Origin of the sequence: Gilliamella sp. B2889 (assembly GCF_026536885.1) — a bacterium.
Classification (GTDB): domain Bacteria; phylum Pseudomonadota; class Gammaproteobacteria; order Enterobacterales; family Orbaceae; genus Gilliamella; species Gilliamella apicola_E.
Window position 1 is genome coordinate 137,186 of sequence record NZ_JAFNNF010000005.1, and the last position, 24,078, is coordinate 161,263.

The 24,078-nt window shown below is 35.6% G+C and carries 25 protein-coding genes; 13 read left to right on the top strand and 12 right to left on the bottom strand.

The annotated features are described in order from the left end of the window. Positions 1–258 precede the first annotated feature (258 nt). Positions 259–1,362 carry an aspartate-semialdehyde dehydrogenase gene (gene asd / locus J3U09_RS08925; RefSeq protein ID WP_267357939.1) on the top strand — a complete coding sequence of 368 codons (1,104 nt, stop codon included), beginning with the start codon at positions 259–261 and terminating at the stop codon, positions 1,360–1,362. 45 nt (positions 1,363–1,407) lie between these two features. On the opposite strand, the gene J3U09_RS08930 is transcribed toward asd, so the two are convergent. From J3U09_RS08930 to nagB, 3 genes are read right to left on the bottom strand one after another with little or no spacing between them, the layout of a single operon-like run. Beyond that, complete coding sequence (locus tag J3U09_RS08930; protein ID WP_267330803.1) at positions 1,408–2,640, bottom strand: ROK family protein; 1,233 nt, start codon at positions 2,638–2,640, stop codon at positions 1,408–1,410. A gap of 36 nt (positions 2,641–2,676) precedes the next feature. Beyond that, the gene (gene nagA / locus J3U09_RS08935) at positions 2,677–3,819 is read right to left on the bottom strand and encodes an N-acetylglucosamine-6-phosphate deacetylase (protein ID WP_267357941.1); all 1,143 of its coding nucleotides are present in this window, start codon (positions 3,817–3,819) and stop codon (positions 2,677–2,679) included. A gap of 11 nt (positions 3,820–3,830) precedes the next feature. After that, positions 3,831–4,637 (bottom strand): glucosamine-6-phosphate deaminase, encoded by an 807-nt coding sequence (nagB, locus tag J3U09_RS08940; RefSeq protein ID WP_065562734.1) that lies wholly within the window; start codon positions 4,635–4,637, stop codon positions 3,831–3,833. Positions 4,638–4,886: 249 nt separating this feature from the next. Here nagB and nagE point away from each other — a divergent pair, with 249 nt between their 5' ends. Further along, positions 4,887–6,371, top strand: a complete 1,485-nt coding sequence (gene nagE / locus J3U09_RS08945; protein ID WP_065562733.1) for an N-acetylglucosamine-specific PTS transporter subunit IIBC — start codon at positions 4,887–4,889, stop codon at positions 6,369–6,371. A gap of 145 nt (positions 6,372–6,516) precedes the next feature. On the opposite strand, the gene tusC is transcribed toward nagE, so the two are convergent. Genes tusC through fkpA form a run of 3 tightly spaced genes read right to left on the bottom strand, consistent with a single transcriptional unit; the run spans position 6,517 to position 8,153 of the window. Next, complete coding sequence (gene tusC / locus J3U09_RS08950) at positions 6,517–6,870, bottom strand: sulfurtransferase complex subunit TusC (RefSeq protein WP_267357943.1); 354 nt, start codon at positions 6,868–6,870, stop codon at positions 6,517–6,519. A 13-nt stretch (positions 6,871–6,883) separates the two neighbouring features. Then, positions 6,884–7,249: a sulfurtransferase complex subunit TusD gene (gene tusD, locus J3U09_RS08955; RefSeq protein ID WP_267357993.1), complete on the bottom strand. Its 366-nt coding sequence runs from the start codon at positions 7,247–7,249 to the stop codon at positions 6,884–6,886. A 4-nt stretch (positions 7,250–7,253) separates the two neighbouring features. Next, positions 7,254–8,153, bottom strand: coding sequence for an FKBP-type peptidyl-prolyl cis-trans isomerase (gene fkpA, locus J3U09_RS08960; protein ID WP_267357945.1), 900 nt, complete (start codon positions 8,151–8,153; stop codon positions 7,254–7,256). Between the two features lie 442 nt (positions 8,154–8,595). On the opposite strand from fkpA, the gene fabZ reads away from it, so the two are divergent. The 4 genes from fabZ to rnhB are packed head-to-tail and all read left to right on the top strand — an operon-like array spanning position 8,596 to position 11,600. Next, positions 8,596–9,042, top strand: a complete 447-nt coding sequence (gene fabZ / locus J3U09_RS08965; RefSeq protein ID WP_034882348.1) for a 3-hydroxyacyl-ACP dehydratase FabZ — start codon at positions 8,596–8,598, stop codon at positions 9,040–9,042. 40 nt (positions 9,043–9,082) lie between these two features. Continuing rightward, positions 9,083–9,862 (top strand): acyl-ACP--UDP-N-acetylglucosamine O-acyltransferase, encoded by a 780-nt coding sequence (lpxA, locus tag J3U09_RS08970; RefSeq protein ID WP_065562729.1) that lies wholly within the window; start codon positions 9,083–9,085, stop codon positions 9,860–9,862. Then, complete coding sequence (gene lpxB / locus J3U09_RS08975; RefSeq protein ID WP_267357946.1) at positions 9,862–11,016, top strand: lipid-A-disaccharide synthase; 1,155 nt, start codon at positions 9,862–9,864, stop codon at positions 11,014–11,016. The genes lpxA and lpxB overlap by 1 nt, the downstream gene beginning before the upstream one ends. Next, positions 11,010–11,600, top strand: coding sequence for a ribonuclease HII (rnhB, locus tag J3U09_RS08980; RefSeq protein ID WP_065733672.1), 591 nt, complete (start codon positions 11,010–11,012; stop codon positions 11,598–11,600). Before lpxB ends, rnhB begins: the two co-directional genes overlap by 7 nt. On the opposite strand, the gene J3U09_RS08985 is transcribed toward rnhB, so the two are convergent. Beyond that, positions 11,597–12,205: a YiiX family permuted papain-like enzyme gene (locus J3U09_RS08985; RefSeq protein ID WP_267357947.1), complete on the bottom strand. Its 609-nt coding sequence runs from the start codon at positions 12,203–12,205 to the stop codon at positions 11,597–11,599. The genes rnhB and J3U09_RS08985 overlap by 4 nt on opposite strands. 102 nt (positions 12,206–12,307) lie before the next feature. After that, positions 12,308–13,597 (bottom strand): NAD(P)/FAD-dependent oxidoreductase, encoded by a 1,290-nt coding sequence (locus J3U09_RS08990; protein ID WP_267357949.1) that lies wholly within the window; start codon positions 13,595–13,597, stop codon positions 12,308–12,310. Between the two features lie 336 nt (positions 13,598–13,933). Here J3U09_RS08990 and J3U09_RS08995 point away from each other — a divergent pair, with 336 nt between their 5' ends. The 5 genes from J3U09_RS08995 (at position 13,934) to rraA (ending at position 18,780) form a co-directional block, all read left to right on the top strand. Next, positions 13,934–14,905, top strand: coding sequence for an HlyD family secretion protein (locus tag J3U09_RS08995; protein ID WP_065562724.1), 972 nt, complete (start codon positions 13,934–13,936; stop codon positions 14,903–14,905). Beyond that, positions 14,887–16,026: an ABC transporter permease gene (locus J3U09_RS09000; RefSeq protein WP_267357951.1), complete on the top strand. Its 1,140-nt coding sequence runs from the start codon at positions 14,887–14,889 to the stop codon at positions 16,024–16,026. The genes J3U09_RS08995 and J3U09_RS09000 overlap by 19 nt, the downstream gene beginning before the upstream one ends. A gap of 14 nt (positions 16,027–16,040) precedes the next feature. After that, positions 16,041–17,228: an ABC transporter permease gene (locus J3U09_RS09005; protein WP_220225418.1), complete on the top strand. Its 1,188-nt coding sequence runs from the start codon at positions 16,041–16,043 to the stop codon at positions 17,226–17,228. Between the two features lie 68 nt (positions 17,229–17,296). Beyond that, positions 17,297–18,199, top strand: coding sequence for a 1,4-dihydroxy-2-naphthoate polyprenyltransferase (locus J3U09_RS09010; protein ID WP_267357953.1), 903 nt, complete (start codon positions 17,297–17,299; stop codon positions 18,197–18,199). 89 nt (positions 18,200–18,288) lie between these two features. Then, positions 18,289–18,780 carry a ribonuclease E activity regulator RraA gene (gene rraA, locus J3U09_RS09015; protein ID WP_220225416.1) on the top strand — a complete coding sequence of 164 codons (492 nt, stop codon included), beginning with the start codon at positions 18,289–18,291 and terminating at the stop codon, positions 18,778–18,780. 92 nt (positions 18,781–18,872) lie between these two features. Here rraA and dprA read toward each other — a convergent pair whose 3' ends face one another. Beyond that, positions 18,873–19,973 carry a DNA-processing protein DprA gene (dprA, locus tag J3U09_RS09020; RefSeq protein ID WP_267357955.1) on the bottom strand — a complete coding sequence of 367 codons (1,101 nt, stop codon included), beginning with the start codon at positions 19,971–19,973 and terminating at the stop codon, positions 18,873–18,875. A gap of 163 nt (positions 19,974–20,136) precedes the next feature. On the opposite strand from dprA, the gene def reads away from it, so the two are divergent. Continuing rightward, the gene (gene def, locus J3U09_RS09025) at positions 20,137–20,649 is read left to right on the top strand and encodes a peptide deformylase (protein ID WP_065562719.1); all 513 of its coding nucleotides are present in this window, start codon (positions 20,137–20,139) and stop codon (positions 20,647–20,649) included. Positions 20,650–20,692: 43 nt separating this feature from the next. Here def and grpE read toward each other — a convergent pair whose 3' ends face one another. Then, complete coding sequence (gene grpE, locus J3U09_RS09030; protein WP_065562718.1) at positions 20,693–21,277, bottom strand: nucleotide exchange factor GrpE; 585 nt, start codon at positions 21,275–21,277, stop codon at positions 20,693–20,695. Positions 21,278–21,429: 152 nt separating this feature from the next. Here grpE and nadK point away from each other — a divergent pair, with 152 nt between their 5' ends. Further along, positions 21,430–22,308, top strand: coding sequence for an NAD(+) kinase (nadK, locus tag J3U09_RS09035; RefSeq protein WP_065733678.1), 879 nt, complete (start codon positions 21,430–21,432; stop codon positions 22,306–22,308). Positions 22,309–22,355: 47 nt separating this feature from the next. On the opposite strand, the gene J3U09_RS09040 is transcribed toward nadK, so the two are convergent. Further along, positions 22,356–22,853, bottom strand: a complete 498-nt coding sequence (locus J3U09_RS09040; RefSeq protein ID WP_267357957.1) for a phosphatidylglycerophosphatase A — start codon at positions 22,851–22,853, stop codon at positions 22,356–22,358. Positions 22,854–22,951: 98 nt separating this feature from the next. Beyond that, positions 22,952–23,959 carry an ornithine carbamoyltransferase gene (gene argF / locus J3U09_RS09045; RefSeq protein WP_267353798.1) on the bottom strand — a complete coding sequence of 336 codons (1,008 nt, stop codon included), beginning with the start codon at positions 23,957–23,959 and terminating at the stop codon, positions 22,952–22,954. Between the last annotated feature and the right edge of the window lie 119 nt (positions 23,960–24,078).

A 24,078-nucleotide genomic window follows, 5' to 3' on the forward strand; every position in this document is an offset into this window, starting at 1 on the left:
TTAGAGTTAATATTATTTATGACAATCCTCATCATCAAATAAGTCATTTGGGTGTACTTATCATCGTGAAAAATTATCTGGAAAAGGAATATCAATAAAAACTAGCCAGCAATTTAAATAACGATAGTTTTATATAATTCGCTATTATCTTTTAATACTCTTAAAAAATAATTCTTATCTCACTTGTTTTATGGTGATATTTTGTTTTAATAGTCAATAAAGATTTCTTTATATAACATCTACCGTTGGAAATAAAATATGAAAAATGTTGGTTTTGTTGGTTGGCGTGGAATGGTTGGTTCCGTCCTTATGCAACGTATGGTTGAAGAGCATGATTTTGATTATATCAATCCTGTGTTCTTTTCTACTTCTCAAGCTGGTCAAGCTGCCCCTACCTTTGGTGGTAAAACAGGAACATTACAAAGTGCCGATAATATTGATGCTTTGAAAGCATTAGATATTATAGTGACTTGCCAAGGTGGTGATTATACTTCTGAAATTTATAAAAAATTGCGTGCAACTGGCTGGCAAGGTTACTGGATTGATGCGGCATCAACATTGAGAATGGAAGATGAAGCAATCATTGTTCTTGATCCAGTCAATAAAGTTAATATTCATGCAGCTTTAGATAGAGGTATCAAAACCTTTGTTGGTGGTAACTGTACCGTAAGTTTAATGTTAATGTCGCTTGGTGGATTGTTTGCTGAAAACTTAGTTGATTGGGTATCGGTATCAACTTATCAAGCTGCTTCAGGTGGCGGTGCGCGTCATATGCGTGAATTGCTTACCCAAATGGGCATGTTAAACGCCGAAGTAGCTAAAGAGCTACAAGACCCTAATTCTTCGATCTTAGATATTGAACGGAAAGTGACGCAAAAAATGCGTGATGGTAGTTTACCAACAGATAATTTTGGTGTGCCATTAGCGGGTAGTTTAATCCCTTGGATTGATAAAGCCCTTGATAATGGTCAAAGTAAAGAAGAATGGAAAGGCCAGGCTGAAACGAATAAGATTTTAGGTACTAGCCAAATTATTCCTGTTGATGGACTTTGTGTACGTATTGGAGCATTACGTTGTCATAGTCAATCATTTACCATCAAACTCAAAAAAGACATCAGTGTGCCAGAAGTTGAAAAATTACTTGCTGCGCATAACGATTGGGTAAAAGTTATCCCTAATGATCGTGATTTATCAATGCGTGAGCTAACTCCAGCAGCTGTTACTGGTACATTAACTACGCCAGTTGGACGTTTACGTAAACTTAATATGGGTAAAGACTATTTATCAGCCTTTACTGTTGGCGACCAGTTATTATGGGGAGCTGCCGAACCATTAAGAAGAATGCTTCGTATCTTAGCTTAATCAAAAAAAGCCCGGTAGCCGGGCTTTTTTTGTGATATATGCACATTATAATGTAATGTTGTTTTCTAACAATGTCATTAATAATGAACCATTAAATAACGCTTGTTGTATTAATGCAAATGCACCAATTGCCGAACGGTCATTAAGCGAGGAACAATTGATAGTAAGATTTTTTCTCAACTCTTCTAAACTTTGTGCGTTTAACGCGCTGTTTACCGCATTTAACAACACTTCTGATGATTTAGTTAATTCACCCGCTAACACAATTCGTTGTGGATTAAAAATATTCACCATCATAGCAACAGCACGACCAAGATTTTCACCAGCATCTTTGACTAACTTAATTGCCAGCTCATCGCCTTGATTCGCATATTTACAAATAGTGGAAATATTACAGTTATCTAAACTTAATTTAGTTGGATAACCTTGCTCAATCATCTGTTTAGCTCGAAACTCGATTGCTTTATTAACTACACGATTTTCCAAACAGCCAAAATTTCCACAATGGCAACGCTCTCCTAACGCATCGATTTGGATGTGTCCAACTTCACAAGCACTTTGATTATGGTTTGTTAATAGTTGCTGATTGACAATTACGCCGGATCCCACACCGCGATGTACACGAATCAAAATTGAGTCATCAACATCTTGAGTTGAGCCAAAATAACTTTCGGCTAGAGCTAAACTTTGAATATCATTGCCAATAAAAATCGAAATGTTAAATTTATTACGAAGAGCATCAGCTAGAGGCCAAGCTTTAACTTGAATATGAGGTGTATAACGAATAATCCCTCGAACAGAGTCAATCAAACCTGGTAATACCACTGATATAGCAACAAGATGTTTTATTTTTTTGCTATTTTGCTCTATGAACTGTTCAATTAATGCAATTAAATATTCTTCAGCTGATTCTTGGGTAAACGAGGTTAATGGATAAACTTCAGATACTAAACAGTTAGCACCAAGATCATATAGTTCAATGGTAACATGGGAACGACTTAATTGAATGGCAATGGTCTGATAGTAACCAAATTTTGCTTGTATTGACACAGCCGGACGCCCACCAGTTGATTGCTGTGCATCAACTTCTTTGATTAAATTTTTTTTAATAAGTTGGCGAGTAATTTTGGTTATACTGGCTGGTGCTAATTGACTAATTTCGGCGAGTTGTATCCGTGAAACTGGGGCTTGCTGAACAATCAAACGGTAAATCATAGCGTAATTTAATTGTTTGATTAGCTCAGCATTGCCAACTAGGTGTAGATAATTAAAGGTCATATTTTATCTCAATATTTTCATTAACTATCTAACATTCTAGCGGGTCATTACTCCATTAACAACCGTTTTCACGTTTGAAAAATCACGATTAAAAATAACTAAGTTCGCAATTTTACTTTCACTAATTGTACCAAGTTGTTTATCAACACCAATTGCTTTTGCAGGATAAAGCGTTGCCATTCTTAGCGCTTCATCTAAAGCAATACCAACATATTCAACTGCATTTTTAACTGCTTCAATCATAGTTAATGCTGAACCACCTAAAGTGCCATTTTCATCAACACAACGGCCATCTTTATAATAGATAGTTTTATCAGCAAATACGCCAGAGGTTAGATTAGACCCTGCTAATAACATAGCATCGGTAATCAAAATTAAATGATCTTGTTTAATTTTATGACTATTACGAATATTAGCCCAACTTACGTGTTGACCATCAGCAATAATACCGACATAAACTTCGGGTTCATCATAAATTGCGCCAACAATACCGGGCTCTCGTCCAGTGATATAAGGCATTGCATTAAATAGATGCGTTCCTAAACGGATACCAGCATTAAAACCACGACGACAATCTTCATAATGACCGTTAGAATGACCGACAGAAACATGAATACCAGCATCAGCTAATTGCTTAATATAGTGAGATTCAACTTTTTCTGGGGCTAACGTAATGATTTTTATGACATCAGCATTTTCACAAAGGAAGTCGATCATTTTTTGTGAAGGTTGGCGGATGTAATTTACATTATGAATACCCTTCTTTTCTGGGTTAATGTAAGGGCCTTCAAGATGCAAACCTAATGCCTGATTTGGATGTTTAGCCAAATACTCACGCATAACGTTTACTGCTTTAATCATAAATTCATCAGTTGATGTGATTAAAGTTGGTAAATAGCTTGTACAACCATAAACTAGGTTAGTTTTTTGCATTTTTTCTAATGTCTCGACACTTAACGCATCGAGGGTCTCATTAAATTGTACACCACCACAACCATTGACTTGAATATCAATAAGACCCGGTGCAACAATGGCACTTTGTAAATCTTCAGTAGTGATATTAGCTGGTAGTTCTTCTTGTTTACAAACTTTGGCGATCTTATCGCCGTCAATAATAACGGCGTGATTTTCAAGAATTTCATAACCAGTGTAAATACGACAATTTGTTAATGCGTACATTGAGTTATCCTTTATAAAACGGTCACTTTAAGGTTATCAGCTTCCATTTGTTTAAAATATTTTAGTGTTTTCACTTTAAGATCATCAGTACTTGGCTCATCACAAACAATAATTGATGCTGGATGCATTTGTAATGCCGTAACTGTCCATAAATGATTAACGCATCCTTCAACACCGGCTTGTAAAGCTAAACTTTTGTTGTGTCCACAAACTAATAAGATCACTTCCTGTGCATCCATTAATGTTGCAACACCGATCGTTAACGCATGTTTTGGAACTTGTTTGATATCATTATCAAAGAAGCGTGAGTTAGCGATAATTGTGTCTTCAGTCAAAGTTTTAATTCGAGTTCTTGAACAAAGTGAAGAACCTGGTTCGTTAAATGCAATATGCCCATCTTGACCAACACCACCAACGAAAATATTGATTTTACCGTAAGATTTAATCTTTTCTTCATATTCGCGGCATTCTTGATCGATATCTGGTGCATTACCATTTAATATATGGATATTGTTTTTATCAATATCAATATGGTTGAAGAAATTTTCATACATGAAAGTGTGATAACTTTGAGGGTGATCTTCTGGAAGACCGACATACTCATCCATATTAAAGGTAACAACGTGTTTAAAACTGACTTTACCTGCTTGATATTGTTTGATGAGTTGTTGATACATAACTAGCGGAGAACTACCTGTAGGTAAACCTAATAAAAACGGACGTTCCGCTGTCGGTTTAAATTGATTAATTTTGTTAACAATGCGCTGTGCTACCCAAGCGCCGACTTCTTGCGCATTTACTAAAGGAATAAGTCTCATAAGATACAGCCTCTTCTGATATAATTAAATAAAATCTTTTTTTTTAACGTAAAATATGTTGAGCATATTCTACTATATTAAACTAATTAATCAAAAATAAATCGTGATATAAATCACAAAAAGCAAACATTTAATTTGCGAAGTAAAATAATATAATGTGAAATATAGTTGACTTACTTACATTTACTTAAAGATGTGAAATTTCATTATTTTTTAAGTAACCCAAAATAATAATATGAGGTAAAACTTATGGGAATTTTAGCTTATTTACAACGCATTGGGCGTTCATTAATGGTGCCGGTGGCAGTATTACCTGCAGCGGCAATATTGCTTGGTATAGGTTACTGGATTGATCCAAATGGCTGGGGACAAAATAGTATTATTGCTGCCTTTTTAATAAAATCTGGTGGTGCAATTATTGAAAACATGCCAATCCTATTTGCTATAGGTGTTGCTTATGGTATGTCTAAAGATAAAGATGGTGCAGCTGCATTATCTGGATTAGTCGGTTTTTTAGTTGTCACAACATTACTTTCACCAAGTTCTATTGCATTATTTAATGGTATTGATACTAGTGTTGATGGTTGGCAATCACAAATTTCCCCTGCATTTAAAAAAATTAATAATCAGTTTGTTGGTATTTTAGTTGGTATTATTGCAGCTGAATTATATAACCGATTCAGTTCTGTTGAATTACATAAAGCGTTAGCTTTTTTTAGTGGTAAACGGTTAGTTCCCATTATTGTTTCTATCGTTATGCTATTAGTTTCTGCTGTTTTATATTTTATATGGCCATCTATTTATGATGCATTAGTTGCTTTTGGTAAATACATTAAAGATTTAGGCTCTATTGGGGCGGGTATTTATGGCTTCTTTAACCGTTTGTTAATTCCGGTCGGCTTACACCACGCACTTAACTCGGTATTTTGGTTTGATGTGGCTGGCATCAATGATATACCAACTTTCCTTGGTGGACAAAAATCTATTGATGATGGATTAGCAACCATTGGTATTACCGGTCGCTATCAAGCAGGATTTTTCCCAATTATGATGTTTGGTTTACCGGGTGCAGCATTAGCCATGTATCATACAGCTAAAAAAGGCAATAAAGATAAAACCGCATCGATCATGTTAGCCGCTTCATTTGCAGCATTTTTCACTGGGGTTACTGAACCTTTAGAATTTGCTTTTATGTTTGTAGCACCTGTACTTTATGTGATCCATGCTATTTTAACTGGAATTTCACTATTTATCGCTGCAACCATGCAATGGATAGCTGGCTTTGGCTTTAGTGCAGGTTTAATCGATATGCTGTTATCCAGCCGCAATCCTTTGGCTGTACATTGGTATATGCTTATTCTTCAAGGTGTCGTATTTTTCTTTGTATATTATATTGTGTTCCGTTTTGTTATTGTTAAATTCAATCTTAAAACGCCGGGACGTGAAGACGATGTGACCGATACTTCAGCTGAAGAGAATGTACCAACTGTAGGTGATACTTCTAAGCTTGCTGAACAATATTTAGTTATCGTTGGTGGTAAAGAAAATCTAACTAATATTGATGCTTGTATCACACGTTTACGTTTGAATGTTCATGATTCAGATTTGGTTGATGAACAAGCAGCTAAAGCACTTGGTGCAATGGCAGTGATAAAACTAGGTAAAACTGGAGTTCAAATTGTTGTTGGGCAACAAGCTGAGAAGATTGCCGATAAAATGAAAAAATTAGTTTAATATCAATTTTATTAAATAAGTTTTATCAATATTCTCCTCGTGGTAGTAATGATAAAAGCCACGGGGATTTTTATTATCTTTGGCAAGCATAGATTTTGTTTATTGAATTATAAAAAAAGTTGAGGAGCGGGGTTTTTGAAGCTAATTAAAAGCGTAAAATAGTGTCTTGATCCGCAAGTAACTGATGAAACTGGGTAATTTCGATTTGTTGGTTAGGAATGTTGAGGGCAATCTGGCTTAAATTCCGCTCATCTAAAGCTGTTTTACAAACATAAACATCTTCAATGTCATAAAGTTCTAACATATTAAAGGTTGCTATGTAATCTCGCATTAAAATCTCTTCTGGATGTTGATTAGGTAACAGATGAAAAATACCATCGCCCATAAAAAAGACAGAAATATGATTAAATGTTGATAAGGCTAAAGCGGTATCCAATGCTTCTCGGCCTTTTGCATTGCCGTGTGGTGGAGTACTAATAATAATTGCTACGTTTTTCATCTAATCTACCTTTTTAAAATTGTAGAACTCGATCAGAACTTGCTACTGCCTCACTCAATTCACCAAGACCAGTTAGTTCAAAATGTTCAGCAAGGTTTTCTATACTAATTCCCCTTCTTTGTGCTGCTGCCACGCAAACCTTCAGCTTTAAAGCGTTTTGTTTTGCTAAGTTTTGCCATGCTTTGACGAGATCAAATTCATCATTGGCCGGATCAGTAAAATGATTAGCGTTATAGACACCGTCAGCATAAAAAAAGATGTTATTGATTGAATGATTTGTATTTGAAGATAATGTTTGAGCAAATTGATAAGCACAATAAGCAGATTGGGTCCCATAAGCAGGACCCATAATAACCAGCGTGTAACTTAATGGTTTCATCAAATTAGTTTGGTGCTTGTACTGGCTGAGCAGTTGGAATAGCTTCTTCGTTATTATCTTTATCAATACCAAGCAATTCAACTTCAAAAACTAAAGTTGACGCAGGGGTAATATTGGCGTTGTTACCTTGGCTTGGCAAGCTTTTATCTTCATAAGCTAATTCTGGTGGAACAACTAATTTAATTTTACCGCCAACACCAATGAGTTGAATTCCTTCAGTCCAACCTTTGATTACACCGTTAAGTGGGAAGGTTGCTGGCTCATTTCGGTCATAAGAACTATCGAATTTACGACCATCAGTTAATGTACCAACATAGTGAACGATAACAGTATCATTGGCAGTTGGGTGAGCTCCAGTACCTTCTTGAATAACTTTATATAATAAACCTGATTTAGTTTTTATTACTCCAGGTTCTTTTGCAAATGCTTCACGGAATTTTTCACCAGCCGCGGTATTTTCAGTTTTTTGCTTTTCAAAACGCGCTTGGCTTTCTTCTTGGATACGTTTACCGAAAGCTTCTAGAATTGTGTTCACTTCTTCTTGATTAAGTTGTGAATTACCTTTCATGGTTTCATTAAATCCGCTGATTAGATATTCTTGGTCTGCTTTTACTTCATTTTGTTCTAAGTTTGATTTTAGGTAGTTAGCAAATGAAGAACCTAATGCATAAGACTCTTTTTGGGCTTCAGTGGTAATTTTTATTTTATTGTTTAGAGAATCAGCTTTATCATCGGTTTTAGCAGGTTCTGCTTTATTTCCTGCTGGCGCAGGTGCTGTTTCGGTAGCATTTGTCGTTGTAGTAGCAGGTGTTTTGTTTTCTTCGGTAGTTTTTTTATCATCACAACCTGCAAGTGCTAATACGATAGCACTACTTATCAATGTCATTTTAATAAATGATTTCATTTCACTCTCCAAGTTAAAAGATCTTTTAGCTAAATATTCACGGTATTATATATGATCTATTATAGGATAATATAACTTTTACGTATCTTTTATCTAATTAATTTATATAAAATTAGGCTTATTTGTTATTAAAAACCGTAAAAACACTTCAGAAAATCACTACAGCCTGTAAGTGTTAATATGATAATACTGCTTATTAATGTCAATTTAATAAATGATTTCATTTCACTCTCCAAGTTAAAAGATCATTTAGTTAAATACCAATCGTATTATATGATCTACTATAATACAAAATATTTTTTAAGCATCTTTTATATAAAATTAGGTTTATTTGTTATTGAAAACTGTAAAAATACACTGAAAAATCACTCCTTGAGTGAAAGTGGTATCCTCAGTTATAATAGATCCAATTTATAGTAAATATTGTATAAGGATAGCTATTTTGACTACCGAACTTAATACCCTTGATATTGAAGAAATCATAAGTTTACTGCCTCATCGTTACCCATTTTTAATGGTTGATCGTGTACTTAGTTATGAAAAAGGCAAAACATTAAAGGCCATTAAAAATGTTACTTTTAATGAACCATTCTTCCAAGGTCACTTTCCAAATAAACCGATTTTCCCTGGTGTACTAATTTTAGAAGCGATGGCGCAAGCGACTGGAATTTTAGCTTTTAAAAGTATTGAAGAGTTATCGCCAGGACAGCTTTATTATTTTGCTTCAATCGATAAAGCGCGTTTTAAACGTCCTGTAGTACCAGGTGACCAAATCGTACTTGATGTTGAATATATTAAAGAGCGTCGTGGTATTGCATTGTTCCATGGTGTTGCAACAGTTGATGGTAAACTGGTTTGTGAAGCCGAAATGATGTGTGCTCGTAAATAATATTGATTTTGAAATATCCCAAATGTATTAAGGAATTGCTATGGCAACGGAAATACACCCAAGTTCAGTAATAGAAAAGGGGGCAAAGATTGGTGATAACGTCAAAATCGGGCCTTTTTGTTATATTGGTGAACATGTTGAAATTGGTGATGGAACTTTTTTAAAATCACATGTTGTCGTTAATGGCCACACCAAAATTGGTCAAAATAATCAAATCTATCAATTTGCTTCAATCGGTGAAGTTAACCAAGATCTAAAATATCGTGGAGAACCAACTCGCACTGAAATTGGTGATCGTAATATGATTCGTGAAAGTGTGACGATTCATCGCGGCACTGTTCAAGGGGGGGAGTTAACGCGTATTGGTAGTGATAATTTATTCATGATTAATGCACACGTTGCTCATGATTGTATTATTGGTAATAATTGTATTTTAGCGAATAATGCAACGCTTGGCGGTCATGTGCAGTTAGACAATCATGTTATTATTGGTGGTATGACAGCTGTACATCAATTTTGTGTTATCGGATCTCACGTAATGGTTGGTGGTTGTTCTGGTGTTGCCCAAGATGTTCCTCCTTATGTTATTGCACAAGGCAATCATGCAACACCACATGGCGTTAACTATGAAGGATTGAAACGTAGAGGTTTTAGTAAAGAAGCACTACAAGCTATTCGTAATACTTACAAAATTCTTTATCGAAATGGGTTAACCCTTGACGATGCCAAAGTTGAAATTGAATCGTTAGCTAAACAGTACCCTGAAGTTCAACTGTTTACTGACTTTTTTGCTCGTTCGACTCGTGGCATTATTCGTTAATGACTGATAAAGCTTTAACTGTAGCACTTGTCGCTGGTGAAACATCTGGTGACATTTTAGGTGCAGGTTTAATTCGTTCTCTCAAAAAACACCATCCAAATATTCAATTTGTTGGAATTGCTGGACCACAAATGCAAGCTGAAGGCTGTAAAGCTTGGTATGAAATGGAAGAGCTGTCTGTGATGGGCATTGTCGAGGTATTAGGTCGATTACGTCGTATTTTAGCTATTCGTCGAGATATCACTAAACGTCTTATTGAACTAAAACCTGATATATTTATTGGTATTGATGCGCCTGATTTTAATCTATCATTAGAAGGTAAACTCAAACAAGCTGGTATTAAAACTATTCATTATGTGAGCCCATCAGTCTGGGCTTGGAAACAAAAGCGCGTGTTTAAGATTAAACGAAATACTAATCTTATCTTAGCTTTTCTTCCTTTTGAAAAAGCCTTTTACGATAAATTTGATGTTCCTTGTCGTTTTATTGGTCATAAAATGGCTGATGACATTCCTTTAGAACCAGATCAAACCGCAATGCGTCAACAATTAGGTATCCCGCTTGATTGCCAATGCTTAGCACTTTTACCTGGCAGCCGTCATGCTGAAGTGACGTTATTATCTGAGCCTTTTTTAAAGGCGGCTCAATTGCTACGTGACAAATTTCCTGATTTACATATTGTGGTTCCTTTAGCAAATGAGAAAAGGAGACAAGAGTTTGAGCGAATTAAAGCTGAAATCGCACCACAACTTAATGTGCAGTTATTAGATGGTCATGCTCGTGAAGCAATGATTGCCAGTAATGCGGCAATTTTAGCGTCTGGAACGGTTGCTCTTGAATGTATGTTAGCTAAATGCCCAATGGTTGTCGGTTACAAAATGAAAGCTTTTACGTTTTGGTTGGCTAAAAAGTTAATCAAAACGCCTTATGTGTCGTTACCAAATATCTTAGCAGGTAAAGAAATAGTGCCTGAGTTGCTACAACATGATTGTACACCAGAAAATATCGCTAATCATGTTCTTCTTTTTTTAGAAAGTGATAATACCGAATTAAAAGCGACATTTTTAGCTTTGCATAAACAAATTCGTTGTAATGCAGATGAACAAGCAGCACAAGCTGTACTTGATGTATTAGAGGATTCACATTGTTGTTAGAATTTACCTACCCTGATGCCACATTAATTGCCGGAGTTGACGAAGTTGGACGAGGCCCTCTGTGTGGTGATGTTGTTACTGCTGCTGTGATTTTAGATCCAAATAAACCGATTGAGGGATTAACCGATTCTAAAAAGCTGACAGAAAAAAAACGTGAAGCTTTATTTGATATTATCAAGCAAAATGCATTAGCGTGGAGTGTTGCAAGAGCATCAGTCGATGAGATTGATAAGCTTAATATTCTTCATGCCACTATGCTGGCTATGCAACGGGCGGTGTCTGGTTTAAAAATCAAACCCAATTATGTTTTAGTGGATGGCAATCGTTGCCCTGAATTTGGTATTCAAACACAAGCCGTCGTTAAAGGCGATTTACTTGTTGCTGAAATTAGCGCAGCGTCGATTCTTGCGAAAGTGACTCGTGATCGTGAAATGGTTGAATTAGACAAATTGTATCCGCAATATGGATTGGCAAAGCATAAAGGATATCCCACCAAGGATCACCTAATGGCTATAGAATCACACGGTATCAACCATTTGTATCGTAAGAGTTTTGCTCCAATTAAGAGATTGTTACTTATCTAATTCGACCAATGTTGATCTACCGTTATTAATAATGGTGAATTGAATATAGCGACTGGTGAAATAACGGTTTCTTGATAAGGGATCTTATCTCCATAACGTTCAGTTAGTTTTTGTTTAACTGCTGGTGCTGACAGATTAAAATCTTTAATCTTTTGTAATTGTCCAATTTTCAAGTTAAGTGCTTTATTATAAATTTTCCAAACTAGTTCTGAGCAATAAATATACTTATCATCCCAGCCAAACCAAATATCGTAAGGCTTATTTTCAAATGAATGAGCAACTCGTTTTAAATTAGCAATTTCTTTTTGTGATAAAGTGTGATCTTTTAGGCGTTTAATTATATATTTTCTATTTTTTCCTCGATTTACCCATTTATCAAACGGTGTACAGACCACTTTAGATGCTGCTTCAAAGACATAAGGTTTTCCATTTTTAATAAAAATTATTCCCATGTGACTATAAGGTGACTTGGTTGCTTGCTCAATCGCTTTGCTTTGGTTTGATTGAGAAGATTGGAAAATAATATCGCCATCAAGTGGTTGATAATCTGCTGTGGCCGCTGTGTAAGTAGCGAAAAGTAATGTAATAATTAAAATAAAACGCATAATTTTATAATTAAAAAAACAAATCAAGGTAATATTATAAAATTATTAGCTAAAATAGCTACTTAAATAAATTTTAAGTAGCTTTTAGGCGTGTTTCAGTCATTAATCCCGATTACTGAAAATAGATGTCGATTTTGTTTTGTACATAACTTTACTGGCACGAGCAAAACGAATCGTTTTGAAAATACCTAACAAGCTAGCTTGATGCATTCGATACAACAATCGATGAATAATTAGCGCAAACCATCCCTTTACACCCATTTCACTTTTTCCTGCTATTTTAACCACACCTTGCGCGGTATCATGTAAAGAAATGATTGTGCCATTATCGGTATACTTAAACGATTTTAATGGCTTATTATCTAATATGTTGATAATGTTTTCGTAACAAATTTTTGCCATTTGATGTGCAGCTTGAGCAGTAGGTGGTGAGGCATGGCCATTGTCTTGCATTGCGTAAGCGCAATCGCCGATAACAAAAATATTGTCATCACGAGAAGTTTGCAATGTTGGTTTTACCACCAATTGATTTGAACGACTTGACTCTAATCCAGCAATTTCCTTTAAATAATCAGGAGCTTTAACACCCGCAGTCCAGATCATAATGTCGGCTTTAATAGTATCGCCTTCTTTTGGATAAAATCCATCGCTATCAGCCTTAGTAATCATGGTCTTGGTTAATACATGGATACCTTGTTTTTCAAGTGTTTTAGTAATACTTGCCGCAGTCTTTTCTGGTAGGGCTGGTAAAATACGATCTGTTGCTTCAATAACCGACACATCTAAAAGATCGGAACACATCTTATTACGACCACAGGCACCAAATGCTTCCACCATGTGTGGTAGTTCAGAAGCTAACTCAACGCCAGTTGCACCACCGCCTACGATAGCAATTCGAATTTTATCTTCGTCGGTGCTTTGATCATTATCGATAATTGAACAGAAACTGGTGAATTTATTTATTAAGGTTTCTCGCAAGCGAATCGCTGCATTTTGATCGTCTAAGAAGATACAATGTTCTTTAACACCAGGTGTACCAAAATCGTTAGAAGTACTACCAATGGCAATAACTAAAATGTCGTAATCAATAGCGACTGATTCATCTTGATGATTGATAATAGTGATTTGTTTTTGGTCCCGATTAAGGTCAGTAAAGGTACCCTGGGTAAATTCGAAATTATGTTGTTGTCCTTGAGATGCATAATAAATATTATCAACTTGCTCATCAAGTACACCCGTTGCTACTTCATGTAATAATGGTTTCCATAAATGATAACTGTTTTTATCAATTAGGGTAATTTGAGCTTTGTCCGTTTTGCCTAACTTATCACCTAGGTCAGTAGCGAGCTCTAAACCGCCGGCACCACCACCAATAATAATTATTTTTTGCATATTTCAAGCCTTATTATTTCAATTGTAAAATATCATACTAAATAAGTAGGTTTTTATCTATTTCTTTTGACTGATAACATTTATAAATGAAATCTATTAAAATGGAGGTTTACAATTATTGAAATTTATTTAAGGGTGAAATAGAATATCATTCAATATAGTTGTAAATAATCCCGTTTAGCCTTATTTGGGCATAGAAATATAGCTTAGATTGTTTAAATAAAGCGTTATATCGTATGATATAGTAATCATTTTTGAAGTATGTTAATTCTTGATTGCATACAATTATCCTAGTTCTTTAGGCCTTATCTTACAATTGTCACTCAAAACAAATTTATGAATAAAAAAATTTTTATTGTTATTGCATTGATTGTTATTTTAATTTCAATGACGATCTTAATACGTGCTCATAGCAGCCAGCTTATTTTGCAAGGCGAAGTTGATGCACCTAATGTCAGCATATCCTCTAAAGCCAAGGGACGAGTGCAAGTAATTCATGTCAATCGTGGCGATGATGTTAAACAAAATGATGTCTTAATTACGCTTGACAGTCCTGAGCTTTTAGCTCAAGTTAAAGCTGCCGAAGCTGGGCGAGATCAAGCAAAAGCGCAAGTTGAACTTTCTCAAAACGGTACTCGTGAAGAAAGTATTCGCTATTATGAAGCGTTATTGGAACAAGCAAAAGTTTCTTATGATAATGCTTCGAAAGAGTACAATCGTAATAAAGCCATTTCGGCAAAAGGTTTTGTTTCTCAATCAATATTAGATAATGCCCTTAAAACGCGTGATGCAGCTCATCAGCAGGTTTTGTCAGCCCAAGCCAATTTAGATCAAGCGAAAAACGGTGATCGTATTGAACAGCGTGAGATCTATAATGCTAAATTGCAAGAGGCTGAAGAGCAACTTAAACAATTACAGATTCAATATGATGATCTGCAAGTCAAGGCGCCTGTAGATGGTGAGGTTGGTTCAATCCCTGCCGAAGTAGGCGAGCTGTTTAATGCAAATAGCCCACTATTAACAGTTATTCGATTACCACAAGCTTATTTTGTGTTTAATATTCGTGAGAATATTATGCCTAATATTCACAAGGGTGACCATGTTAAGTTGGAAGTTCCAGCGCTTGGCAATAAAGAAGTTGAAGCGGAAGTTCGTTTTATTTCACCAATGGGCGATTATGCAACTAAACGTGCTACTCGAGCAACGGGTGATTTCGATTTGAAAACCTTTGAAATTAGACTTTATCCAACTAAACCTGTTGAAGGCTTACGCGCAGGTATGAGTACATTATGGAAAATAGACAACTAATTTCAGATTTCTGGCATCGCTTTAAAGAAGCATTTAACGATGAAATTCCAGTTATATTTAAGCGTTTTACTTTCCATTGGTTAATGTGGATTTTACCGCTGATTATTTTTGTGATCATCAGCAGTATATTTTATCGAGGTGTATTATTTGATCTTCCAGTAGGTTATGTTGATCAAGATAAAAGTACCTTATCTCGTGAAATTATTCGGGATCTTAACGCTGGCGCGCACGCAAATCTAATTAATTATGATAATCAGTTAAAAATGGCTGAACGTGATTTAGAAAAAGCTAAAATCTACGCCATTCTCTACATACCGCCTAATTTTGAAGCCGATGTATTAGCTGGTCGTCAACCAACGCCGATGCTTTATTATAATGCTTTATATTATAGTGCTGGCTTATACTCTATTATGGACTATTCCGGCCTAATTGCTTCATTAAATACGCAATATCGGACGACCATGTCAACCAGTATTGGTTTGCCCGTACCTAAGCTTTCTCAAGTTAATTTCAATTATGATGGGTTATTTAATGCCAGTGGTAACTCAATGTACTTCCAGCAATTTTCCGCGGTAGTTCATTTGTTACAATTATTTGTAGTGACCACAACAATTCATATTTTATCGCGATTACCTAAACGGACTCGGCCTAATTATCCATTTGTATTAGGTAAACTAGCTCCTTATACCATCTGGTATACCATGTTATTGATGTTTGAAATAGCTATGCTGGTTTTATTTTCTGATGCGCGCGTATCTGGTTCGCCATTTGCTATGATGCTGGTGGTATTCTTTTATGTTATTGCTGCGCAAAGTATTGGTATTTTGCTTTATACATTTACTAAAACAGTATTAGATGCATATACCTATATTGGGGTATTGGTGGGGCTTGCGTTGACCTATTCAGGAGTAGTGGTGCCTGAATTGTCGATGCCTTGGATAGCAAGATTTATTTCGTCACTTGAGCCTTTAACTTATGCACTGAATAAATTATTCGATCTCTTTTTACGACATTCCAGTTATCTATCTGTATTAAAAACATGTGGGATTTTAATGATCTATCCAATAATTATTACAGTGTTAGTTAGAAAACGTTTAGTCAAACGTTTACATTCACAGTAAGAGGCAATATTTGGATGCTTAAGCTATTTTTATCTTCAGCTATAAAAATGTTTTTTTATATGCTAATGCGACCAATGTGGTTATTGCTATTAGTTTCTGTTTCATTAATGAGCTTAGTTTATATTAATGGCACCATCACCAATTTGCCGGTAGCAATTGTTGATCAGGATCATAGCGCTACAAGTCGAAGTTTGATTCGATCTTTAAATACTAGCTCTAAAATCGATGTGCTTACTTATGAAAATTCATTAGAAGCTTATGATGATATTAACAGTCGTAAATTATTTGCGGTATTTACCATTCCAAGAAATTTCGAAAAACGTCTTTTAAACGGTGAAGAGGTGACAATTCCTGCTTATGGTGATGCTTCTAGCCGTCTAGCTAATGGTCTAATACAAGTTGATATTAGAGGAATATATCAACAAATATTAACCGAATATAATACGCGGGTAATGCGCAATGCTGGTTTTTCTGATCCGCAGATTAATATCATCTTATCGCCAATAAAAGGGCAAACGATGCCGCTTTATAATGCCGGGATTAGTTTTGCGGCGATAACTTTTCCTGGATTACTCGTCATGTTGTTGCAACACTCCTTTTTGATTGCCTCAACGCGTACCAATATCACCTTGCACTCCTTGCCCCAAGGTAAACCACCAAAGATTGTTATATTCGGAAGTTTATGCGGTCTTATACCAATATGGCTCTTTTTGTCTTTAGTCCTCTTTGGATTATGGCCTTGGGTTCTTGGCTATAGGCAATTAGCAAGCATACCCGAAATTATTATTATGACATTTCCGCTATTATTAGCGGTGTTGGGGTTGAGTAAATTACTCACTGAATGTTTACATCGAACCGAGATGATTTACCTAACCTTAGCCTTTTTGACTACCCCCGTATTTTACCTATCCGGTACTATATGGCCTCTTGATGCTATGCCGTTATGGGTACAAACGGTATCGCGAATGTTACCATCTACATGGGCAACAAATATGATTGCTGGTGTAAATCAGATGGGGTTAGGTTTGTCAGATAATGTATTTAATATATTTATGATTCTATTTCTCGGAGTCATATATGGTTCGCTAGGCTTTTTTATTGCAGCACTACGCGAAGGAAAGATGAGAAGATATTTCAAAAAAATAAAAAACTTTGTGCGTTCAAATACTAAAAAAGTTAATAATAAACCTTCAATTAGTTAATGCTAAAACGTGAATATACAATCAATAGCTGTTATGATGAATGCTTAAATTTTTCAAATAAATAACGTATGTCCAATAAATATTATCCATGGATTATTAGTTTACGCCCTAAAACGTTAGTATTATCGCTTTCGGCTATTTTGATGGGAAATTCGCTAGCATATTGGCAACGGTCTTTTGACCCATTGATTATGCTACTATCAATCATTACCGCATCGTTATTACAAATTTTATCCAATTTGGCTAATGATTACGGTGATGCAATTAAAGGCAGTGACCAACAAAATTTAACAGGGCATAAACGGGGATTACAATTAGGTTTAATCACGCTTAATCAACTAAAAATAGCGCTTTGGATTACCGTTTTATTATGTATTACTTCAGGGCTTGCATTACTTATTTTAGCGTGCAACAACTATCGACAACTTCTGATTTTTGTCTTGTTAGGATTATGCTCAATCATTGCAGCAATTACCTATACGATGGGGAAAAAACCTTATGGTTATATTGGATTAGGTGATTTCTCTGTCCTTATCTTTTTTGGACTGGTTGGGGTAATTGGCAGTGATTACTTACAGACTAAAGTGTTATCGACACGACTCATCTTACCTGCAATTGCTAGTGGATTATTAGCGGTTGGAGTACTTAATATTAATAATCTACGCGATTATGAAAGCGATAAACAACATCATAAACGAACATTGATTGTGCTAATTGGTAAAACTTACGGTTGCTGTTATCACTTACTTTTATTAATTATATCATTGTGTCTATTTAGTTTATTTGCTTACAAAAATCTACATACTTTTTGGAGCGGACTTTTTTTATTAACATTACCACTGTATATAAAACATATCAATTCGGTGTTTAAATTTAAGACGGTTAATGACGCTGCACCGTTACTAATACAAATGGTCAAACTTGCTTTATTAACTAATTTACTTTATTGTTTGGGTATTATTTTGAGCTAGCTCACGTTTATTCTAAATTTATATCGTTTTACTTAATGTTAGCGTTATACTAGAATCGAATGAATATTACAGTTAAAGGAGACTCTACCATGGAGTTTGAAACATCAATTCTTTGTGATTACTACCCAGAAGATGTTAATGTCGTAGAACCGATATTTAGTAATTTTGGTGGTGTAGCTTCGTTTTCAGGCCAGGTCGTCACAGTGAAATGTTTTGAGGATAACGGTATATTGTACGAAGTATTACAATCCAATGGGGCAGGTAAAGTATTGGTTATTGATGGTGGTGGTTCTGTGCGCCGAGCATTGATAGATGCGGAATTAATCGATATTGCACTGCAAAACCAATGGGAAGGTATCATCGTTTATGGTGCTGTGCGCCAAGTTGATTATATTGCTGATGCTGAAATTGGTGTTCAAGCACTTGCAGCAATTCCTGTTGGCTCAGATGATCAAGGCGTTGGTGAAATTGATATTCGTGTTAATTTTGGTGGTGTGACTTTCTTCTCTGGTGACTTTATTTATGCTGATAATACCGGCATTATCTTATCTGAAATCGCTCTTGAAGTAGACGACAAATAAATCACTTATTATTTTGATAAGCCGCTGTGGTTTTACAGCGGTTTTTTATGCTCAAAAACCCCGCTCCTCAACTTTTTTTGCAATACAATTTTCTATTTTGTCCGATTACGAATGTAACCACCAGTAACGGTGATAATCAATCCTGCTATCTCCATATCTAATAATTTAATAGTGAGTTCTGGAATGGGTAAATTAACCAGGGCCGCAATTGTATCAACTGGAATTGGGTGATGACGAATAACGGCAAAAATTTCAGGATATAAAACAGTATTACTCTCTTTATTCTCAACACTATTTTGTCTATTTATTGTTGATAAAAAGCCACTATAGTGTTCTAAAATATCAGTTGGGTGAGTGACTAGATAAGCCCCTTGCTTGATTAAATAATGGGTTCCATGACTATTTTGATTATCGATATCACCCGGTAAGGCAAATACATCGCGATTTTGTTCAAGCGCATAACGAGCAGTGATTAGTGATCCACTTTTTTCAGATGCTTCAACCACAAAGGTTGCTAAACTTAATCCACTAATAATACGATTGCGACGTGGAAAGTATTCGGATCTTGCTTTTTCAAATGGATAAAATTCTGAAATGATGGCGCCATTTTGTGCCAAAATATCATTTGCCAATCGGAGGTTTGAGCGTGGTGAGATTTGAGCTAATCCACTACCTAAAACAGCTATAGTATTTCCTGATACCTCAAGAGCCCCTCTATGGCAAATAGCGTCTAAACCCAATGCTAATCCGCTAGTGACTGTTAAACCATTAATTGCTAATTCGCCAGCGAAATATCTTCCCCATTGTGCACCATATTCACTAAATTCACGGCTACCAACCATGGCAATTTGTGGTGAATGTAATAATTGCCTATTACCCATAACAAATAACAATAATGGTGGTGAACTAATTTGCTTAAGTAACATTGGATAATCGGAATCACAATAAGCGATCAAATGTTTGGCTGGGTAAGGTGTTGCCAACCAATCGAGTATTGGCTCAAAATGAAGATAAGATGTTTCAAAAAAACGATCTTGGAGAGTTTTGGATAAACCTATTTTTTCCAATAATAGCGATACATCTCTTATTTTATTAGGTAGACCAGCACTAAAATAGTGAGCAATTTGCTCGAAATATCCCTTTCTTTTCTGACCAAGCATTGAAATTCGTAACAAAAACTCATATTTACTCATTACAGTCCTTTTTCCTCTACATTGTTGCTTAGTGCCATATCTAGAAGGATTGATTAGATATATTTTAGTAATAGTCAACTAAATCTATTCATAGGCATAATAAATGTTTACAATGTAGGCGAATTTGAAAAAATACAAAATTGAGGAGTAGATCGAAGAATTTATGGCTATTTTACCGGTATTACGTTTCCCAGACGAACGACTTCGCAAAATTGCAAAGCCTGTCTCTAATTTTACACCAGAGCTACAAAACATTATCGATAACATGACTGAAACCATGTATGCCGAAAATGGTATTGGACTTGCAGCTACACAAGTAGATGTACATGAGCAGATTATTGTGATTGATGTGTCGGAAGATAGAAGCCAACTTTATGTGATTATCAATCCTGAGGTGATAAGCCAAGAAGGTGAAACTGGCATTGAAGAGGGATGTTTGTCGATACCTGACTGCCGTGGATTTGTTCCAAGATCAGAAAAAATCAAAATCAAGGCATTAGATCGTAATGGTAAACCTTATGAAATTGATGCTGATGAACTATTGGCAATTTGTATCCAGCATGAAATGGATCACTTAAAAGGTAAACTCTTTGTCGATTATCTCTCGCCATTAAAGCGTCAACGTATTGAGCAAAAGATGAAAAAGCTAGCTCGTGAAGAGCAAAAGAATCGATAAATTAAACCGCCATTAATTTGGCGGTTTTTTATTTAAGCTTTCATTATTTAGCTACAATCACCATAGCAGGTCGGATAAGTCGACCATTGAGTGTATAGCCTTTTTGGATAGTATTGACGATCTGTCCTGATTGATGTTCTGGTGATTCAACCATACTAATCGCTTGATGTAGATCAGGGTTTAATTGTGAATCAGCAGTATTTATCACTTCAATACCAAATTTTTTGACCGTATCTAAAAACGATTTTAATGTTAACTCTAATCCTTCTACAGTTGCTTTGTGTTCTGGATTATTTTTATCTGTAGATTCTAATGCGCGTTCAAGATTATCAATTACAGGTAAAAGCTCATTTGAGAATTTCTCAAGAGCATATTTACGTGCTTTGTCCACATCTTGTTCAACACGTTTGCGCACGTTATCAATTTCAGCTCGAGCACGAATCATTGCTTCACTTTCATTTTTTTTAGCAATTTCTAATGCTTGTTCAAGTTCAGCAATACGGGTATCTTTGGCCTTTAACTGCTCTTCAACACTTGGTTGAGATGGCGTTTGTTCTTCAGTAGTTTGCTCAGCTGGGACTTCAATGTTTGTTTCATTTTCTGACATATTATTCTCTTGTTCAGTCATACGGTACTCCAAATTTAGTCGAAAACTTAATGAATAACAGTTATTATGGGGGCAATTTTTATTATTACAAGTTTAACGATAAGATGATATCGTGTTTTTTAATCGGTAACTAAAAAATCTTTATATTTAAGTTAAAAAAACAAGGATATTTTATGGGTATACCATTTAAATGTGTTGGTTTGGTTGGGATTCCACGTAAATTAGAGGCGATTGAAACTCATCAGGTTCTATATGACTGGCTAGTTAACTTAGGTATTCAAGTTTTAGTTGAAGATCGGTTAGCGCAGTATATAAAATTTCCTAGTAGTGTATACGCAACTTTAGATACGATTGGTGAGCAAGCCGACTTAGCCATTGTTGTCGGTGGTGATGGTAATATGCTACGTTCGGCACGTCAATTGTCGCACTATAAAATTAAAGTGATTGGAGTAAATCGAGGTAATTTAGGCTTTTTAACCGATATTTCCCATGATCATGTTATTGAGCAATTAACTCCTGTTATCAAAGGGGACTATGATGATGATCCTCGGTTTTTATTGGAAGTGTCTATCTACAGTGATGGTCGGTTAATTAATTCTGGTTTTGCTGTAAATGAAATTGTAGTTACACCGAATACTGTTGCGCATATGATTGATTATGATGTGTATATCAATGAGCGCAATGCATTTTCACAACGAGCTGATGGTTTAATTATTGCAACGCCCACAGGATCGACTGCTTACTCGTTATCAGCTGGTGGGCCAATCCTTGCGCCGCACTTAGATGCGTTAATTATCACACCAATGTTTCCACACTCTTTAGCGGTCAGACCATTAGTGATTAAGAGTGATAATCCTATCCATCTTAAATTTCCAACAACAGCTTTGGATCTTAATGTTGCTTGCGATAGCCAAATTATCTTGCCTGTTAAACCAACACAAGAGGTAATTATTCGTCGCTCAGATTATGAGTTTAATTTAATTCATTCTAAGGATTATGATTATTTTAATAATCTTTCAAGCAAACTAGGTTGGTCACAAAAGATGTTTTGAATTTAATCGTTATGTTAAGAAAATTATCATTTAAAGGTAAACTATCTTTAAATGATAAATATTAATACATAAACAGATAAAGAAGAGAATATGGCGGCGATAACATCGTCGACCATAATACCAAAACCGCCCGGCACACGCTTATCAAACCAACGAATAGGCCAAGGTTTGGCCATATCAAACAATCTAAATGCGACAAAAGCAATCGTCACCCATAGTATTGAAAATTGAGGAATGAAATACAGCGTTATCCACATACCGACAAATTCATCCCAAACAATATGACCCGAATCATGAGTATGGGTATCATCCGACGTTTTTTGGCAAATATAACAACCAAACACAAACGTCACTAAAATAAAAACCCAATATAAAGCAGGTTGTAAACCCAAAAATAAAAGCCACAGTGGTATCGCCATTAATGATCCCATAGTACCAGGCATAATGGGTGATAGCCCACTGCCTAATCCGACCGCTAAAAAATGAATTGGATTAGTGAGTTTTAGGTATTTTTTAAAATCTTTATTGCGTGCTTGTTTCGTCATTCTGATGATAATCGGTTGATAAAATTATGCCGACTTGAGGTCGGCAAAAAATTTGCTTAGCTAACTTTAGCCAGCACTAATAATATTTAGCTATATTATTAGTCTTTAGCTAAGGTTGCAACCATTACTGCTTTGATCGTGTGCAGGCGATTTTCGGCTTCATCAAAAACGATGCTATGTTTAGATTCAAAGACTTCATTTGTCACTTCTAAACCATTTTTCAAACCATACTGGGCAGCCATTTGTTGACCTACTGTGGTATTCATATCATGGAAAGCCGGTAAGCAATGCATAAATTTAACATTTGGATTCTCTGTTAATTTGATTACATTTTGATTGACTTGGTATGGGGTTAATAATTTCACTCGCTCATCCCACACTTCTTTCGGTTCGCCCATGGAAACCCATACATCGGTATAAAGAAAATCAACACCTTTCACACCTTCAGCGACATCTTCAGTTAAAACGATTTTAGCGCCTGTTGTTTTAGCTATCTCTTGGCACTTTTGAACAAGCTCTAATTCAGGTTGGCACGCTTTAGGTGCCACTAGTCGGATCTCCATACCCATTAAGGCTGCGCCTTCCATTAACGAATTGCCCATGTTATTACGAGCATCGCCTAAATAAGCAAATTTAACGCTATTAAGTGGGCGCTCGCCGATATGCTCTTTCATGGTCATAAAATCTGCTAAAATTTGCGTTGGATGCGCCTCAGTCGTTAAACCATTCCAAACCGGCACACCGGCATATTTTGCCAAAGTTTCAACAATATCTTGCCCATAACCTCGATACTCAATACCGTCATACATGCGTCCGAGTACTCGAGCTGTATCAGCAATCGACTCTTTATGCCCGATTTGACTACCACTTGGCCCTAAATAGGTGACTTGAGCACCTTGATCATATGCACCGACTTCAAAAGCACAACGTGTACGGGTTGAATCTTTTTCAAAAATTAAGGCAATATTTTTGCCAACCAAATGTTGTTTTTCGTTACCTTGTTTTTTTGCTTTTTTTAATTCAATAGCAAGTTGAATCAGCTGGTTAATTTCTGCTGGGGTAAAGTCGAGTAAACGTAAAAAATGACGTTGATAAAAACCATACATATTGAGCTCCTGATAGCGGTAAATATTGATACGATTCTATTTGAATAATTATGCAATTTCAAGTTAAACGTTTTAAATTTATAAAATGTCCTTTTTAGTTATTGAATTGTCTAAAAAAT

What these genes read in the sequence shown, in the direction of transcription:
- J3U09_RS08930 (WP_267330803.1), bottom strand. Translation starts at nt 2,640, where the DNA reads ATGACCTTTAATTATCTACACCTAGTTGGCAATGCTGAGCTAATCAAA.
- J3U09_RS09040 (WP_267357957.1), bottom strand. Translation starts at nt 22,853, where the DNA reads ATGACGAAACAAGCACGCAATAAAGATTTTAAAAAATACCTAAAACTC.
- J3U09_RS09000 (WP_267357951.1), top strand. Translation starts at nt 14,887, where the DNA reads ATGGAAAATAGACAACTAATTTCAGATTTCTGGCATCGCTTTAAAGAA.
- tusD (WP_267357993.1), bottom strand. Translation starts at nt 7,249, where the DNA reads ATGAAACCATTAAGTTACACGCTGGTTATTATGGGTCCTGCTTATGGG.
- argF (WP_267353798.1), bottom strand. Translation starts at nt 23,959, where the DNA reads ATGTATGGTTTTTATCAACGTCATTTTTTACGTTTACTCGACTTTACC.
- tusC (WP_267357943.1), bottom strand. Translation starts at nt 6,870, where the DNA reads ATGAAAAACGTAGCAATTATTATTAGTACTCCACCACACGGCAATGCA.
- J3U09_RS08995 (WP_065562724.1), top strand. Translation starts at nt 13,934, where the DNA reads ATGAATAAAAAAATTTTTATTGTTATTGCATTGATTGTTATTTTAATT.
- nagE (WP_065562733.1), top strand. Translation starts at nt 4,887, where the DNA reads ATGGGAATTTTAGCTTATTTACAACGCATTGGGCGTTCATTAATGGTG.
- nadK (WP_065733678.1), top strand. Translation starts at nt 21,430, where the DNA reads ATGGGTATACCATTTAAATGTGTTGGTTTGGTTGGGATTCCACGTAAA.
- J3U09_RS09010 (WP_267357953.1), top strand. Translation starts at nt 17,297, where the DNA reads ATGTCCAATAAATATTATCCATGGATTATTAGTTTACGCCCTAAAACG.
- def (WP_065562719.1), top strand. Translation starts at nt 20,137, where the DNA reads ATGGCTATTTTACCGGTATTACGTTTCCCAGACGAACGACTTCGCAAA.
- lpxA (WP_065562729.1), top strand. Translation starts at nt 9,083, where the DNA reads ATGGCAACGGAAATACACCCAAGTTCAGTAATAGAAAAGGGGGCAAAG.
- grpE (WP_065562718.1), bottom strand. Translation starts at nt 21,277, where the DNA reads ATGACTGAACAAGAGAATAATATGTCAGAAAATGAAACAAACATTGAA.
- dprA (WP_267357955.1), bottom strand. Translation starts at nt 19,973, where the DNA reads ATGAGTAAATATGAGTTTTTGTTACGAATTTCAATGCTTGGTCAGAAA.
- asd (WP_267357939.1), top strand. Translation starts at nt 259, where the DNA reads ATGAAAAATGTTGGTTTTGTTGGTTGGCGTGGAATGGTTGGTTCCGTC.
- nagB (WP_065562734.1), bottom strand. Translation starts at nt 4,637, where the DNA reads ATGAGACTTATTCCTTTAGTAAATGCGCAAGAAGTCGGCGCTTGGGTA.
- lpxB (WP_267357946.1), top strand. Translation starts at nt 9,862, where the DNA reads ATGACTGATAAAGCTTTAACTGTAGCACTTGTCGCTGGTGAAACATCT.
- fkpA (WP_267357945.1), bottom strand. Translation starts at nt 8,153, where the DNA reads ATGAAATCATTTATTAAAATGACATTGATAAGTAGTGCTATCGTATTA.
- nagA (WP_267357941.1), bottom strand. Translation starts at nt 3,819, where the DNA reads ATGTACGCATTAACAAATTGTCGTATTTACACTGGTTATGAAATTCTT.
- J3U09_RS08985 (WP_267357947.1), bottom strand. Translation starts at nt 12,205, where the DNA reads ATGCGTTTTATTTTAATTATTACATTACTTTTCGCTACTTACACAGCG.
- rraA (WP_220225416.1), top strand. Translation starts at nt 18,289, where the DNA reads ATGGAGTTTGAAACATCAATTCTTTGTGATTACTACCCAGAAGATGTT.
- J3U09_RS08990 (WP_267357949.1), bottom strand. Translation starts at nt 13,597, where the DNA reads ATGCAAAAAATAATTATTATTGGTGGTGGTGCCGGCGGTTTAGAGCTC.
- J3U09_RS09005 (WP_220225418.1), top strand. Translation starts at nt 16,041, where the DNA reads ATGCTTAAGCTATTTTTATCTTCAGCTATAAAAATGTTTTTTTATATG.